Raw genomic sequence first — 14,270 nt, 5'->3', positions numbered from 1 at the left:
CCCGGCCCGACCCGGCCCGACCCCGTTGATCATGAAGTTGACGGGTGATTCGAAGATCGAACCACCCGCCAACTTCATGATCGACAAACGAGGGGGGTCAGGGGGTGGGGGCGGTGGTGACCGGTTCGGGGGTGGGGTGGGCGGGGGTGGTGGGGGGCGTGTGGGCGGCGTTCGCCAGCGCCCGGGCGCGGCGGGTGCGCAGCAGGGCCCGGACGGCGAGCCCGAGCGCGGCGACCCAGCCCGCGACCAGCAGCGCGTACACGGCCGGCCGGACCCCGCCACCGAGGTCGGCGGCGCGCATCAGGGTGCGGGCGTTGGTCAGCACGATCACCCCGCCGATCGCCGCGCCGAGCAGCTGGGCGGGCACGATGCGGACCAGCCAGGCGGCCAGCGGCGCGGCGATCAGCCCGCCGACCAGCAGGGCGGCCACCATCGGCAGGAGGAAGCCCTCGGAGCCGAGGCCGATGAGGAACCCGACGCTGGCCGCGCCGGCCACCAGGAACTCGGCGGTGTCCACCGAGCCGATCACCTTGCGGGGCTCCATCCGGCCGCTGACCAGCAGCGCGGGCGTCGCGACCGGCCCCCAACCCCCGCCGCCGGTGGCGTCGACGAACCCGGCGACCAGGCCGAGCGGGCCGAGGAAGCGCCCGCGCAGCCGGCCGGCGCGCCGCTCGGTGCGCAGCGGCCGGGAGAAGCGCACCAGCAGGTACGCGCCGAGCGTGAACAGGATGGCCGCCATCCACGGTGCGGCGGCCTCGGTGGAGATGGCGCTGAGGAAGGTGGCCCCGGCGAACGCCCCGAGCGCGCCGGGCACGGCGATGCGGCCGACCACCCGCCAGTCGACGTTGCCGAACCGCCAGTGCGCCACGCCCGCGGCGAGCGTCGTGCCCACCTCGGCGAGGTGCACCGACGCCGAGGCGGCGGCCGGTGCGACGCCGGCGAGCAGCAGCAGCGTCGTCGAGGTGAGCCCGTACGCCATGCCGAGCGCGCCGTCGACGAGCTGGGCGGCGAGCCCGACGAGCGCGAGGACGAGCAGCTTGCGCACGACACCTCCCGAGCTTCTGGGTATCTCCTATCGACTTGGTCGACAATGCGGGACGGGGGGTGCCAGGGTCAAGCCCCTGTTCGGTCAGTGGGACGACCCACGCCCGGTCGCCGGGTTCGGCGGGTGGACGGCCGGTCAGGTCCAGGCGGCCGGGTCGGCGGCGAGTTCGGTGACCCGCGGCGGGAGCGTGCCACCGGCCACGTCGGCGACGGTCACCAGCTCGAGGATCTGCCGCTCACTGGCCCGCAGGGCGATCCACACGTCCTGCAGGGCGCGCGCCGCCCCGTGGTAGCCGAGGTCCTCCGGTCGCTGCCCCCGCACGTGCGCCAGCGGCCCGTCGATCACCCGGATCACCGCGGCGAGGGAGATCTCGGCGGCCGGCCGGGCCAGCCAGTAGCCGCCCTCCGGGCCCCGCTGGGCGTGCACGATGCCGCCCCGGCGCAGTTGCAGCAGGATGCTCTCCAGGAACTTCGGCGGGATGTCCTGGGCGCGCGCGATCTGCTCGGCCGTCACCGGCCGCCCCCGCCCGGCGGTGGCGCCGCTGGTCACCGAGGCGAGCTCGGCGACCGCGCGGAGGGCGTAGTCGACCCGGGCGGAGAGACGCATGCCAGACAGGTTATCCGGCCGGTCACCCCGCCCGGCCGATCACCCCTCGGCCGATCGGCCGGGCAGCGGCCGATCCGGGCCCAGGTCAGGCGCCGACGCGGCGCAGCAGGCCCTCCTGGACGGCGCTGGCGATCTGCCGCCCGTCCCGGGTGAACATCCGGCCGGCCGCCAGACCCCGCGCGCCGGACGCCGACGGGCTCCAGCAGTCGTAGAGGAACCACTCGTCGGCCCGGAACGGCCGGTGGAACCACAACGCGTGGTCCAGGCTCGCGCCCACCAGGCCGCCGGGACCCCAGACCTCGCCGTGCACCGACAGCACCGAGTCCAGCAGGGTCAGATCGGAGGCGTACGTCAGCGCGCACGCGTGCAGCAGCGGGTCGTCGGGCAGCTTGCCGTCGATCCGCATCCACACCCGCTGGTGCGGCTCCGCCGGACGGTCACCGGGGCGGACCCAGCCCGGCTCGCCGACGTAGCGAACGTCGATCGGGCGCGGGATCTGCGCCCAGATGCCGAGCCGCTCCGGGTAGCGGGCGAGCCGGTCGCTCATGGTCGGCACCTCGTCCGGCCCGGGCACGTCCGGCGGGGCCGGCGCCTGGTGGTCCAGCCCCTCCTCCACCCGCTGGAAGGACGCGGACATGAAGAAGATCGGCTTGTCGTGCTGGAGCGCGACCGAGCGGCGGACCGAGAACGAGCGGCCGTCGCGGATGTTCTCCACCTGGTACTCGATCGGCTCGACCGGGTCGCCGGGGCGCACGAAGTAGCCGTGCAGGGAGTGCACGAACCGCTCCGGGTCGACGGTGCGGCCGGCGGCGACGAGGGCCTGACCGGCGACCTGCCCCCCGTACACCCGTTGCGGGCCGACCGGCGGGCTCATCCCCCGGAAGGCCATCTCGCCGGTCGGCGTGAGGTCCAGGACCTCCAGCAACTGGTCGACGGCGGCCTGGCCGACCGCGACGTCCGCGGCGCTCACCGCAACGCCCGCGCGGACGCGGCGTCGACCAGCGACCCGAGCTGGTGTACGCGCAGCGTGTTGGTCGAGCCGGGGGTGCCGGGCGGGCTGCCCGCGACGATCACCACGTACTCGCCGGGATTGGCCCGGCCCAGGCCGAGCAGCGCCTCGTCGACCTGCCGGAACATGTCGTCGGTGTGCTCGACGAAGGGCATCAGGAAGGTCTCCACGCCCCAGGAGAGGGCGAGCTGGTTGCGCACCTCGAGAACCGGGGTGAACGCGAGCAGCGGCAGGTCGCAGTGCAGCCGGGACAGCCGGCGGACGGTGTCGCCGGTCTGCGAGAACGCCACCATCGCCTTGGCGCCGATGGCCCGGGCGATCGACGAGGCGGCGACGGTGAGCGCGCCGCCGTGCGTACGCGGGTCGTGCTGGAGCCGGGGCACGCCGATCGAGCCGGACTCCGTCGTGGTGACGATCTTGGCCATGGTGCTGACGGTGAGCACCGGGTACTTGCCGACGCTGGTCTCGCCGGAGAGCATCACCGCGTCCGCGCCGTCGAGCACCGCGTTGGCCACGTCGGACGCCTCGGCGCGGGTCGGCCGCGAGTTCTCGATCATCGAGTCGAGCATCTGGGTGGCCACGATGACCGGCTTGGCGTTCTCCCGGCAGAGCTGCACCGCGCGCTTCTGCACCAGGGGAACCTGGTCCAGCGGCAGTTCCACGCCGAGGTCGCCGCGGGCCACCATCACGCCGTCGAAGGCCAGCACGATCGCCTCGAGGTGGTCCACCGCCTCCGGCTTCTCCACCTTGGCGAGGACCGGGCGGTGGACGCCCTCCTCGGCCATGATCGCGTGGACGAGCTTGATGTCGTCGGCGGAGCGGACGAAGGAGAGCGCGATCAGGTCGACACCGAGCCCGAGCGCGAACCGCAGGTCCTCGGAGTCCTTGTCGGACAGGGCGGGGACGCTGACCGCCACGTTCGGCAGCGACACGCCCTTGTTGTTGGAGACCGGGCCACCCTCGGTCACCAGGCAGCGGATGTCGTTGCCGGTGACGTCGGTTACCTCGACGGCGACCCGGCCGTCGTCGATCAGGAGCCGGTCGCCGGGCTTCACCTCCTGCGGCAGCTTCTTGTAGGTGCAGGAGACCCGGTCCTTGGTGCCGAGGACGTCGTCGCTGGTGATCACCACGGAGTCGCCGGTGCGCCACTCGTGCGGGCCCTCGGCGAAGCGGCCGAGCCGGATCTTGGGGCCCTGCAGGTCGGCCAGCACGGCGACGGGGCGGCCGGCTGCGTCGGCCGCCTCCCGTACGAGCCGGTAGACGGCCTCGTGGTCGGCGTGGCTGCCGTGACTGAAGTTGAGCCTCGCCACGTTCATGCCGGCCTCGACGAGCCCGCGGATGCGCTCGGGCGAGGAGGTGGCGGGACCAAGTGTGCAGACGATCTTCGCGCGGCGTGTCACGCCCATCAGGCTAGTCTCTCCTCCGGGCCGGACTGCGGGCCGACCCCTGTCGCACTGCGAACCAGGTTTGTCCGACGATGCGCGGGTGCGCGGCCGGGGGTGGGACACCCGCCGGGGACGTCGTGACGGCGGGCATCGGCGACCGCGCGCCCGGAATCGTACCGTCCGGTGTCAGCCCGGCCGCCGGGCGTGGGTGAACGGCGCCGGGCCGGTCGACGAACGCCCATGGAGCCGGCCCTAGCTCTGGGTCTTGGCCAGCGGGAACTCCAGCGAGCCGGCCGGGCAGTAGAAGCTCATGACGTCGACACGGTAGAGGCCGGCCTGCACGGCGGGGTCGGCCTCCATGACGCTGCGGACGTCGTCCATGGAGCCGGTGCGGGCCAGGCCGAACCCGAGCGGCGGGTCCGGCTCGCGGGCGGGTCCGTCCACGGCCCCGGCGACCAGGACGATGCCGCGCCGTTGCATGGCCTGCAGGTGCGCGTTGTGCTCGGCCTGGAGCCGCTGCACGGTCTCCGCCGGCAGCGCCCGCCCGGACGCGCCGGGATAGAGCACGATGCACTCGTACGTGTCGAGCGCGAAGTCGACCTCCGGCGTCCCCGTCATGGCGTTCTCCTCCCGCCCGTCACGCCGGAGGCGGGTCGACGCCGACCGGCACGGGCACAGCGTCCCACGAGCCGGAGGCCGGTACGGCCAACTTCGCGCAGCGCGGTGCGGTGCGGCGACACCGCCGGCCCGGCCCCGTCGAGGCGCTCGCGGTGCGGCGGCCCGGAAGCCGTCCGCGCACGCGCCGGCGGGGCGGTCGGTGCACCGACCGCCCCGCCGGACACGTACGGCTCGCACCTACAGCGCGAAACAGTTGGGGCGGATCGCCCGGTCGCGCAGCGCCTGCCGGATCACCGTGTACGTGGTGCCGTCCAGCGCGAGCCCGAGGTGCCCGACCAGCCGCAGCGGGCACCACGCCTGGATCAGCGCGTTGGTGGCGCCGTCGGCCAGCGTGGCGTTGCCCACCGGGCGGACCAGTTCGTCCTGCCAGGTACGCACGGTGGTGTAACGGACCGCACCGGGGGTGTCGTCGCCGGCGTTGAGGTCCTCGATGAAGTCGGAGCCGGTCATCATCTGCTGGCAGGAGACGACGCCGGCGCAGCTACCGAGCCCGATGAAGTTGAGGATGTTGGCCACGTACGTCCCCTGTTCCGGGGTGCCGAGGCTGACGTACCGGCCGACGGCGCCGGTGCCGTTCAGCCGCTTCAGGTAGTAGCGGGCCACCAGGCCGCCCTGCGAGTGCGCCACGACATCGACCTTGGCCGCACCGGTGACGGCGCGGACCTGGGCGACGTACCCGGCGAAGGCGCGGGCGGAGGTGGGGATGTCGCCGAAGCCGAGCCCCGGCAGTTCGTAGATGAACGGACGGAAGCCGTCGCCGCGCAGCCGGGCGGCGAGCGGCTCGTAGACGGCGGCGAAGCCGCTGAGGCCACCGACGACGATCACCGGGTTGGCGTTGGCGTCGGCGCGTTCGGCGGCCTCCTCGGCGGCCGGGACGGCGGTGGGTCCGGACGCCGCCGCAGCGGTCGGGGCGGCGGTGGGTCCGGACGCCCTCGCAGCGGTCGGGACGGGCTCCGCGGCGGCGGTCGCGGCCGGGAGTGCGAGCGTCGCGGCGAGTGCTGCCGCGAGCACGGTGGCGGTCTTTCGGAGCAGCATGGCTGCACCTCCGGGTGGTGGTGGGTGCGGTGTCCGATCGACCGGTGCGAACGATGATGGGGCCATTGATTCAGGCTCGTCAATGCTAAGTTACGCTTCGGTAACCCGTTGTTCCATCAGAGGCGCATTCCGGCATTCCGGATGCCATATGTCCACATTGGAGTAGTTGCGGCGCGGAAGCTGTTACGCGGCAACGGTGTCGGCGCGATCCCCCACCCGGTGGCGTCCCGGTGGCATGCTGTGGCCGTGACCCCACCACCCGACGAACGGCTGCGGGTGATGCCGTGGTGGCTGGTGCTGGTCGGGCTGCTGCTCGCCGTCGCCCTCGGCTGGTGGGTGCTGGACTGGCTGCTCGGCGAGGCCGACCGGGCCACCCAGCCGGACACCCGGGCCACCCTGCGCGTCGACGCCATCCGCACCGGGCTGACCGTGGTCGCCGGCACCGGCGGTGGCCTCGCGCTGCTGCTCGCCGCCCGCCGGCAGTGGATCAGCGAACGCGCGCAGCGCCACCAGGAGGCCGTCGCCGCCCAGGACCAGACGCACCGCGAACGCGTCCAGGCGCACGCCGAGGCCGTCGCCGACGCGGCGCAGCGCCACCAGGAGCGGCAGGCCCGGGCGGCCGACCACGACGCCGCCGAGCGCCGGCTGACCGAGCTGTACACCCGCGCCGTCGAGTTGCTCGGCAGTGACAACGCGGCCGTCCGCCTGGGCGGCCTGCACGCCCTGGAGCGGCTCGGTCAGGACAACCCGGGGCAGCGGCCGACCATCGTGGCCGTGCTCTGCGCGTACCTCCGGATGCCGCCGGCGGACGACCCGCGCGAGACGGAGGTACGCCGGACGGCCCAGCGGGTGCTCACCCGGCACCTGCGCGCGGACGGCGACCACTTCTGGCCCGACGTCAGCCTGGACCTGACCGGTGCCCGGCTGGCGGGGTTCGACGCCGCCGGCTGCACCCTGGTCGACGCCGACCTCACCGGGGCGGTCTGCACGGGCGTCACCCGCCTCACCGGCGCGACCGTGCGGGGGCGGCTGTCGTTGGGGGCGACGTTCGAGGAGTTGCGGCTCGACGAGGTCACCGGCGACGCGGAGATCGTGCTCGACGGCGCCCGGAGTCTCCGCACCAGCGTCGACCGGGCCGACCTCGGGGGCACGCTGTCCTGCCGGGGCGCCACCTTCGGCCGGGCGACGTTCCGGGGCACGACGTTCCGCGAGACGGCCACCTTCGACACCGCCCGGTTCACCGACAGCGCCACGTTCCGCGAGGCGGACTTCCGCGCCGGCCTGTCGATGGAGCACGCCGTGTTCGGCGGGTACGCCGGTTTCCGCCAGGCCCGCTTCGCCGACCTGGCCTTGTTCCGGTTCACCGAGTTCGGTGGCGACGCGTTCTTCGAGCAGGCCCGCTTCGAGAACAAGGGCAGCTTCGGCCGCGCCCGCTTCCACGGCCGGGCGCGGTTCGGCGGTGCGACGTTCGCCCGCCGCCCCGGCGTCGACCAGGCCCGCGCCAGCACGGCGCACTCCCACGCCTGGCCGGACGGCTGGCGGGCGAGCTCGGTCGACGACGACTGGCTGCTGCTGACCGAGACCTGAATCGTCACCGCGCCGACGCAGCCGCACAGATCTTGGAACGAAGTGGCCCCTCCAGGGGCCGAAATCGTCCATGATCTGGCCGCGCCCGAGCGGGTTAGGCTACGGGGATGAGCGAGGTGATTGAGGACAGTCCGGTCGGGTGGGTCGCCAGCCACGTCCGGCGGTACGTCGCCAGCGACGGCGCCGACGGTGGCACGTTCCACGGCTATCCCGCCCTGCTGCTCACCACGCGGGGCCGCCGCTCCGGCGCGCGGCGCCGCACCGCCCTGATCTACGGCCGCGACGGCGACCGCTACCTGCTGGTCGCCTCGAACGGCGGGGCGGCCCACCACCCGTACTGGTACCTGAACCTGCGGGACGACCCGGAGGTCCAGGTGCAGGTCGGCGCGGAGCGCTTCGCCGCCCGGGCGCGGACCGCCACCGCCGAGGAGCGACCCCGGCTGTGGGAGCTGATGACGGCGGTGTTCCCGACCTACGCCCGCTACCAGAAGGAGACCGACCGGGAGATCCCGGTGGTCGTCGTCGAGCGCGCCTGACCTGGGTGCTGTTTCACCTCTGCGGCCCGGATCGCGTCAGCCAGCCGCCAGGGATCCCTGTCCGGGTACGAACCATCGCGTCGGCCGGATCCCCGTGCGGTCAGGGCGGAGTAGTCCCGAGGATCGAGAAGAACGCCCCCTGTGGATCGGTGAGCACCGCGAAGCGGCCCCGCGTCAGGTCCGTCGGCTGAACGGCGAGCGTCGCGCCCATCCCTAGGGCCTCGGCGACGACCCGGTCGGTGTCGGTGACCGCGAAGTAGATCATCCAGTGGGACGGGAGGTCGCCCCAGTCTTCGCCGATCATGGGCATCATCCCGCCGACGGGACGACCGTCCAGCTGCCAGGTGGTGTAGGTGATCGGGCCCATCGGTTGGTCGTCCGCCGTCCAGCCGAACACCGACCCGTAGAACTCCTTAGCCCGGTCCGGCTCCCGCGTGGTCAGCTCGGGCCAGGTCAGCGAGCCGGGTACGTCGAACACCTCGGCCCCCGGCATGCCGAGCGACTGCCACACCCCGAACGGCGCCCCGGCCGGGTCGGCGAAGAGCGCCGTCCGCCGAGAGCCGGGGACGTCGAAGGGCTCGGTCAGGATCCGGCCGCCGGCGGCGGTCACCCGCTGGCAGGCACCTTCGGCGTCGTCGGTCGCCAGGTAGGGCATCCAGGCAGGCGGCCGTTGCGGGCCGGCCCCCAGCCCGGCACCGGCCACCGTTTTGCCCTGCTGGTGGAAGACGAGGTGACCGTCAGCCGCGGGTTGCCGGTCCGCCTCGGCGACGGCCCACCCGAACAAGGGCGCGTAGAAGCGCGCCGCGCCGGGGAGGTCGGTGGTGACCAGGTCGACCCAGGCGGGTGCCCCCGCTGGAATATCTGTCATGGCTTCGGCTTCGCTTTCTCTGCTCGGGCAACTCTCAGCGGGATGGCGGCGGGCGGGCCCGACAGCCGACGGCCGTCAGCCGGCACCGGCGCCAAGCCGCCAGCCGGTGTAGGTAATCGTTCCCATCGACTGGTCGTCCGGGTGCCAGCCGAAGACCAGCTCGTAGCAGACCTTCGCGCCCTCCGGGTCGTGGGTGACCAGCTCGTTCCAGGCCATCGCGCCGGGGACGTCGAACCGCCCGCCTCGGGCTCCGGCGTGATCCGCCCGGTCCAGCCGAACAGCTCCGGGTAGAAGCGCCGCGCATCGGCGAGATCCGGGGTGGCCAGGTCGGCCCAGCAGGGCGTGCCCGGCGGGACGGCGCTCACGTCGACCCCTCTCGACTGGGGGCGGCCACCGCCGGCACGCCCTGCCGGCATCGTGGCACCGTTCGCGCGTCGTACGGGGCGGATCGGGCGAATCGTCAGCTTCACCGTCGTCCGGATCTAGCCGCGAAGCGCTCGTCACGGAGGTAACCGGCTCGCGGGCCCCTGCATCCGGACGTAGCCGGGATGAGTGCGTGGGTGCTGTGCAACTTGGACGACGATCAGCAGATGCGTCAACGTTTGCCGTTGCTTGCCGCCCTGTTTCTGGAATCGGTGGTCTAGCATGCCGCGGTCGGCCGTAGCGGTCGTGGCGGTCGGGCGTTGGGTCATCCGAGCCACCGGTCGAACCATGCGCGGGTGCGGCGGAGCACGTCGAGTTGGTGGTTGCGTTCGCGGATCGAGTGGTTCTCCCGGGGATAGACGACGTACTTGTGCTCGGCTCCGAACCTGCGTAGGGCTCGGTGGAAGAACTCCGCCTGTGATACCGGAACGTTGGTGTCGTTCTCGCCGTGCAGGATCAGCACCGGCGTGCGGATGTTGGAGGCGTACGAGATCGGGCTGAGCAGGTCGTGGCGGTGTGGACCTGTTCCTTCCCAGCCGCTGCTGCCGCCGAGGGCGGCCTCGAACGGCCCCTGTTCTCCGGTTGCGGCGAGCATTCCCCAGTCGCTGATTCCGGCGCCCATCACGGCGGCCTTGAACCGGTCGGTCTGCCCGACCGCCCATGCGGCCATGAACCCGCCGTGGCTCCAGCCGCCGATGCCCAGCCGGTCGGGGTCGGCGACGCCGTCGGCGATGAGCAGGTCGATGCCGGCGCAGATGTCGGTCCACTCGTCGAGGCCGACCGCACCGGCGACGCGCACCGCGAAGTCGTGGCCGTGCCCTTGGCCGCCGCGCGGGTTCGGCAGAAACACGGCGTAGCCCGCAGTCGCCAGCCACTGGCCGGACGGGTGCCAGCCGAGCATCAGCCGGTCGGCGTGCCGCTCGTACGGGCCGCCGTGAACCAGTGTCACCAGCGGAAACGGCCCGTCCTTGTGCGACCGGCCGGCGGGCAGGATCAGCAGGCCGTCCAGCGTCAGCCCGTCGGATGCCTCGTACGACAGGCGTTCCTGGACACCCCACCGGATGTCGCGGAGTTCGGGCCTGAGATCGGTCAGTCTCGTCAGCGGCCCGCACGTGGGGCCGGCGTGGACGTTCCCGGGCTCGTAGGACGTGCTCACCACCGCCGCGACGGCGTCACCGTGCCGGCTCGTGGTCAACGACGTCGCGAGGCCGTCGACCCGGGACACCTCGACGAGGGTGGGCCCGACCGGATCGAGCCGGTGGATCGCGGTATCGAGCCCGTCGGCGACCAGCACCAGCGGCAGACCGGCGTCGACCTGAACCAGGTTGCTCGGGCACACGGTCGTGCCGGCGGTCAAGTTACGGTGCTCGCCCGCCGGCTCGTTCACCGGCACGGCGACATCGAGAACCGCATGTCCACCCACCAGAGCGGGCGGAGCCTTCGCGACATATGCCAAGTGCCAGCCGTCGTCGGCGGGCCACCAGACGAGCGACGACGCGTCCGCCGCGGCCGAGCCGAGGTCCCGCGTCACGCCGCTGTCCGGATCGAGCAGGTGAAGACCGGGCTCCACAAGGCCCGGGTCCACGTCGGGGGTCGACCAGGTCAGTACCGCCAGGATTCCATCGTCGGGCCGCTGGACCACCTCGACGACATGACGATCGCCGAACGCATCCAGTGTCCGGATCTCGCGGCTCCGTACGTCGAGCAGCCGCAGCCGGTCCGGGCGTACGCGTTCACCCCACACCCGAGCGTCGTCACGCTCCCTCACCCGGCGTTCGTCCTCGGCGGACGGTTCATCGGCTGCGATCACGACGACCAGATCCGGATCGGCCAGCGGGAGGTGACCGGACACCCCACCGGCCCAGCACGTGACCGCCTCCACAACACCGTCGACCAGCCCCACCCGGTGCAGTTGCGCCGTGCCACGCTCAGCCCGGTCGGAGAGAAAGTAGACCAGCAGCGAATCCCCGGCCCACCGCGGCGCCGAATCGTACGCCTCACCCGAAGTCAATCGTCGCGGAGACCCAGTCCCGTCGACGGCGGCGACCCACACCTCGCTGACCGGGTGATCACCAGCCCGCCCGACCGGGGCGACCACGTAGGCGACCCACTTGCCGTCCGGCGACAGCGCCAATGCCTGCGGAACACGACCGTCGACCACCGACTCGGCAGTGAGCTGCGTACGGGCCACCGAGGCACAGTACCGATCAACTACTACGGCTGCCAACCGCTGCCGCAGCACGCCGCAGCCAAAAGACGCTGCCCAGGGAGTAGTTGTCGGGGCGCTCCCCAAAACTGGGGTTCGCTGTCGCCACCGCCGTCCAGACGCGGCGGTTGACGCCTGCGCACACTGCGACTTGACGCAACCCGCGTTCGTGATGGGCGACCTCATCCGGCCGACTCAGTCGTCGGCGCTCCGCCTGCCACGCAAGCGCCGGCGATCGGACAGGACTGTCGTTCATTGTCCGAGTGCGCGGTAGCGCAGGTGTACGGTGCCGTTTCGGAATCGGCGCTCATCGAGCAGCTCAAGGTCGGTGCGCATGCCGGTCGGCAGCCCTGGCTTACCCCCGCCGACGACCACGGGCCAGACGAACAGCTGGCACTCGTCGACCAGCCCGGCCCTGAAAGCCTGCGTCGCGAGGTTGGCACCTCCTACGGTGAGATCGCTGCTGGCCGTGGCCTTCAATTGGTGTACCGCGGCGGGGTCGAAACGGCGTTCGAGTCGGGTGTCGGCAGTTGATACCGCGGCGAGGGTCGTGGAGTGGACGACTTTGTTCGCCGCCTGCCAGGCGCTGGCGAAGTCTGCCATGAGCTCGGACTGGGCGGCCAGACCGGTATTGGTTTCCCAGACCGCCATCGATTCGTACAGGCGCCGTCCGTAGAGGAACGTGCCGACGGATCGCAGGAGGTCGGTGGTGAACGCGAATACCTCGTCGTCGGGCGGGAACCAGTCGAAGGCGCCGCGATCGTCCTCGATGTAGCCGTCGAGCGACACGTTCGTCACGTAGATCAGCTTTGCCATGCCTCTACCTCGCGGTGCACGAAGGACCCAATGGGATGTCACCTCTTCTACGAACGACTCAGCCCGGATCCGACGCCATCCCGAGAGAAGGTTCCACGGATCCTCGACTGGTTCCGGCGCACGCCAGCGGTGTCCGCTTCTGCCGCCGAGCAGGCGCGCCGGAATGCAGGAACTCCCGTCACTCTCCGTGGATATCCTGCGCAGGCGTCGGCGCACGGCGGTGAGCATCAAGAGATACGACTCGTTGCCGAGACGCGGGCTGTCAAGGTCGGACGTCTCGAACCACGCCACAGCGTCGTGCTCGTCCGGCGCGGCGTTGACGGGTGTTCCGGTCCACCTGTCGATCAACCAGATCTGCATGTCGTACGTCGCGGTCCGGATCTCATGCATCGGCGGGCCGGACGGCTCCGATGCCGTGATTCCCAACGCCGTCGCGAAGAACGGCCGTCACAATCCGGACCGGACCGGAGTCGTCAGCGGAGATCGTCATGGGCACTCGCTGACCCATGCGGACCTGCCGCCGTTCGTGCGTTCGGCCTGTTCGCCAGCCGTCACGGTTGCGTGTTGCGTTGGATCGCCGCCGTAGAGGGCTGCGAAGACGCGGTGCCGCAGGATCTCGTACTGCTGGCGGCATCGCCGAGGTGGGCCCGGCGGGCGTTGCTGGACCTGACCGCCGACAACGACTTCTGGTGGCTGGAACTGGTCAGCTGTCAGGTCAACCTCGCGGCCGTCGGCCAATCGATTCCAGTAGTGGTAGCCGACCTTGGCGTCTCCGGCGAGGACCTCGCCGAGGATCAGCTCTCCGCCGAGCAGGTCCTGAATGATCAAGGCAGTCACCCCGCATTGACCACGGGCTGGGTTGCCGGCGTGCCAATCCTGCACATCGTGCGGGTCACAGGTATCCGGTCCCCAAGCGCCGCGCAGTACCGGCCGCAGCATCTCCAGGTCAATCGCGAGAGGGACTGATCGGCGGTCGCGCTCTTCAGACGTCACCCAGGAAGGGTCAGCCCTCGACCAGGTCGAGAGTCAAGAAAATATCCGCCTCGGGTCCTGGCCGGCCGAACGGCGCCACAACGGGCGCGCTCCTTCTGCCGCGCTCCGCGCGTGCTACGCAGCGTTACGCCGAGCTGGTCTGGATGCCGTGCAGGCGGGTGCCGATGAGTGCGCAGCCCGGCGGCGATCCGGCGACCGTCGCCGCGGCGGCGGGCTACCTCCTCGACTGGTCCGAACTGAACCCAGAGGAGAACGTCGAGGCCTGCCGCCTGCACCTCGCCACCACCGATATCAGCCTGCCTGGTCACGGTCCTCCGCCCTGTTGTTCGACGGCTGACCTGACTGTGCGCTCGCCCTCGATGGCTACCGGCTCTGCTCCCCGACGGAGAGGGCGGTCGACAGCAGGGCCTCCTCGTCAAGATGCCCGGGGTCGATCACGCGCAGCACATGGACCCGCAGGTCCACCCGGTAGCCCTCGGCCACCGGGCGCTCCCACACCCGGGCCGGACGTCCTCCCACTCGCTGGCGAAGTCCGAGACCTCGGCACCGACAGCGGCGGGCACCCGCCCGATGTGGAAGCCGTCCAGCACACCGCCGTCCCGGGTCACCGCTTCCGGCAGCTCCGCCATCCCGCCGCCTCCACCTTGCCGAGAAGGGATCAGCGCTCGGCGACGAAGACGCCGAGGCCGTGGACGCCCTGCACCCATCCCTGCGTCTGAAGGACGAGGATGGCTTGGCGAACCACAGTGGTCGAGACGCCGTGTTGCGCTCTGAGCTGCGCGGTGGACGGCAACTGGTCGCCGGGTGCGAGTTCACCCGACTCGATCTGGCTCCGGATGTGGTCGGCGAGTTGTTCCCACTTGGGCTTGACGGGCATCTGTACTCCCAGGTCTGCACCGCCATTCGATCACGCGCCGACTTCATGTGACAAGTCACGTGTTGTCGCGCTTGCTTTCCGTGACTAGTTGTGTAAAGTTCGATTCGACCGGCTCCCAGGTCTGCAAACCAAGAGTTGGTCCTTCCCCACCGCGCAGAGCGCCCGGCTGGTCGACCCGTGGGGCCGGCCGGGCGTGCCGTGGCCCG

The 14,270-nt window shown here is 71.7% G+C and carries 14 protein-coding genes and 1 pseudogene; 3 read left to right on the top strand and 12 right to left on the bottom strand.

Annotated elements, in window-relative coordinates; all coding sequences use genetic code 11:
• Nucleotides 1-97: 97 nt before the first annotated feature.
• The 6 genes from GKC29_RS13580 to GKC29_RS13555 all read right to left on the bottom strand — a co-directional run bounded on the left by GKC29_RS13580 (nucleotide 98) and on the right by GKC29_RS13555 (nucleotide 5,758).
• The gene (locus GKC29_RS13580) at nucleotides 98-1,045 is read right to left on the bottom strand and encodes a sulfite exporter TauE/SafE family protein (RefSeq protein WP_366601969.1); all 948 of its coding nucleotides are present in this window, start codon (nucleotides 1,043-1,045) and stop codon (nucleotides 98-100) included.
• 135 nt (nucleotides 1,046-1,180) lie between these two features.
• Nucleotides 1,181-1,651, bottom strand: coding sequence for an Rrf2 family transcriptional regulator (locus tag GKC29_RS13575; RefSeq protein ID WP_155331184.1), 471 nt, complete (start codon nucleotides 1,649-1,651; stop codon nucleotides 1,181-1,183).
• Nucleotides 1,652-1,736: 85 nt separating this feature from the next.
• Nucleotides 1,737-2,621 carry an acyl-CoA thioesterase II gene (locus tag GKC29_RS13570; protein WP_155331183.1) on the bottom strand — a complete coding sequence of 295 codons (885 nt, stop codon included), beginning with the start codon at nucleotides 2,619-2,621 and terminating at the stop codon, nucleotides 1,737-1,739.
• A complete protein-coding gene (gene pyk, locus GKC29_RS13565; RefSeq protein WP_155331182.1) occupies nucleotides 2,618-4,066 on the bottom strand; it encodes a pyruvate kinase in 1,449 nt (482 codons plus the stop codon). Before pyk ends, GKC29_RS13570 begins: the two co-directional genes overlap by 4 nt.
• A gap of 231 nt (nucleotides 4,067-4,297) precedes the next feature.
• Nucleotides 4,298-4,663 carry a YciI family protein gene (locus tag GKC29_RS13560; protein WP_155331181.1) on the bottom strand — a complete coding sequence of 122 codons (366 nt, stop codon included), beginning with the start codon at nucleotides 4,661-4,663 and terminating at the stop codon, nucleotides 4,298-4,300.
• Between the two features lie 237 nt (nucleotides 4,664-4,900).
• On the bottom strand, nucleotides 4,901-5,758 hold the full coding sequence (locus GKC29_RS13555) for a triacylglycerol lipase (RefSeq protein ID WP_155331180.1): 858 nt from the start codon (nucleotides 5,756-5,758) through the stop codon (nucleotides 4,901-4,903).
• 246 nt (nucleotides 5,759-6,004) lie between these two features.
• On the opposite strand from GKC29_RS13555, the gene GKC29_RS13550 reads away from it, so the two are divergent.
• Together GKC29_RS13550 and GKC29_RS13545 are read left to right on the top strand one after the other, a co-directional pair.
• On the top strand, nucleotides 6,005-7,345 hold the full coding sequence (locus tag GKC29_RS13550) for a pentapeptide repeat-containing protein (protein WP_155331179.1): 1,341 nt from the start codon (nucleotides 6,005-6,007) through the stop codon (nucleotides 7,343-7,345).
• Between the two features lie 107 nt (nucleotides 7,346-7,452).
• Nucleotides 7,453-7,881 (top strand): nitroreductase/quinone reductase family protein, encoded by a 429-nt coding sequence (locus GKC29_RS13545; RefSeq protein ID WP_155331178.1) that lies wholly within the window; start codon nucleotides 7,453-7,455, stop codon nucleotides 7,879-7,881.
• 100 nt (nucleotides 7,882-7,981) lie between these two features.
• Here the strand turns inward: GKC29_RS13545 and GKC29_RS13540 are convergent, their stop codons facing one another.
• From GKC29_RS13540 to GKC29_RS13525, 4 genes and pseudogenes are all read right to left on the bottom strand, one after another.
• Nucleotides 7,982-8,749, bottom strand: a complete 768-nt coding sequence (locus GKC29_RS13540) for a VOC family protein (RefSeq protein WP_155331177.1) — start codon at nucleotides 8,747-8,749, stop codon at nucleotides 7,982-7,984.
• Between the two features lie 87 nt (nucleotides 8,750-8,836).
• Nucleotides 8,837-9,114 (bottom strand): annotated as a pseudogene (locus GKC29_RS13535) (VOC family protein); the annotation flags it as partial.
• 323 nt (nucleotides 9,115-9,437) lie between these two features.
• Complete coding sequence (locus GKC29_RS13530) at nucleotides 9,438-11,363, bottom strand: S9 family peptidase (protein ID WP_230689022.1); 1,926 nt, start codon at nucleotides 11,361-11,363, stop codon at nucleotides 9,438-9,440.
• A 267-nt stretch (nucleotides 11,364-11,630) separates the two neighbouring features.
• On the bottom strand, nucleotides 11,631-12,194 hold the full coding sequence (locus GKC29_RS13525; protein WP_155331175.1) for a dihydrofolate reductase family protein: 564 nt from the start codon (nucleotides 12,192-12,194) through the stop codon (nucleotides 11,631-11,633).
• 564 nt (nucleotides 12,195-12,758) lie between these two features.
• Between GKC29_RS13525 and GKC29_RS13520 the strand changes: the two genes are divergently transcribed.
• Entirely contained in the window at nucleotides 12,759-13,160 is a 402-nt protein-coding gene (locus tag GKC29_RS13520) for a hypothetical protein (RefSeq protein WP_155331174.1), read from the top strand.
• Nucleotides 13,161-13,550: 390 nt separating this feature from the next.
• Here the strand turns inward: GKC29_RS13520 and GKC29_RS30285 are convergent, their stop codons facing one another.
• Both GKC29_RS30285 and GKC29_RS13510 read right to left on the bottom strand, forming a co-directional pair.
• Nucleotides 13,551-13,685 carry a hypothetical protein gene (locus tag GKC29_RS30285; protein WP_255456189.1) on the bottom strand — a complete coding sequence of 45 codons (135 nt, stop codon included), beginning with the start codon at nucleotides 13,683-13,685 and terminating at the stop codon, nucleotides 13,551-13,553.
• A 160-nt stretch (nucleotides 13,686-13,845) separates the two neighbouring features.
• Nucleotides 13,846-14,064: a winged helix-turn-helix domain-containing protein gene (locus tag GKC29_RS13510; protein ID WP_155331173.1), complete on the bottom strand. Its 219-nt coding sequence runs from the start codon at nucleotides 14,062-14,064 to the stop codon at nucleotides 13,846-13,848.
• Between the last annotated feature and the right edge of the window lie 206 nt (nucleotides 14,065-14,270).

Origin of the sequence: Micromonospora sp. WMMC415, assembly GCF_009707425.1 — a bacterium.
Lineage (GTDB): Bacteria > Actinomycetota > Actinomycetes > Mycobacteriales > Micromonosporaceae > Micromonospora.
This window is presented reverse-complemented; position numbering and strand designations above follow the sequence as displayed.

What these genes read in the sequence shown, in the direction of transcription:
- pyk (WP_155331182.1), bottom strand. Translation starts at nt 4,066, where the DNA reads ATGGGCGTGACACGCCGCGCGAAGATCGTCTGCACACTTGGTCCCGCC.
- GKC29_RS13555 (WP_155331180.1), bottom strand. Translation starts at nt 5,758, where the DNA reads ATGCTGCTCCGAAAGACCGCCACCGTGCTCGCGGCAGCACTCGCCGCG.
- GKC29_RS13560 (WP_155331181.1), bottom strand. Translation starts at nt 4,663, where the DNA reads ATGACGGGGACGCCGGAGGTCGACTTCGCGCTCGACACGTACGAGTGC.
- GKC29_RS13540 (WP_155331177.1), bottom strand. Translation starts at nt 8,749, where the DNA reads ATGACAGATATTCCAGCGGGGGCACCCGCCTGGGTCGACCTGGTCACC.
- GKC29_RS13510 (WP_155331173.1), bottom strand. Translation starts at nt 14,064, where the DNA reads ATGCCCGTCAAGCCCAAGTGGGAACAACTCGCCGACCACATCCGGAGC.
- GKC29_RS13545 (WP_155331178.1), top strand. Translation starts at nt 7,453, where the DNA reads ATGAGCGAGGTGATTGAGGACAGTCCGGTCGGGTGGGTCGCCAGCCAC.
- GKC29_RS13575 (WP_155331184.1), bottom strand. Translation starts at nt 1,651, where the DNA reads ATGCGTCTCTCCGCCCGGGTCGACTACGCCCTCCGCGCGGTCGCCGAG.
- GKC29_RS13525 (WP_155331175.1), bottom strand. Translation starts at nt 12,194, where the DNA reads ATGGCAAAGCTGATCTACGTGACGAACGTGTCGCTCGACGGCTACATC.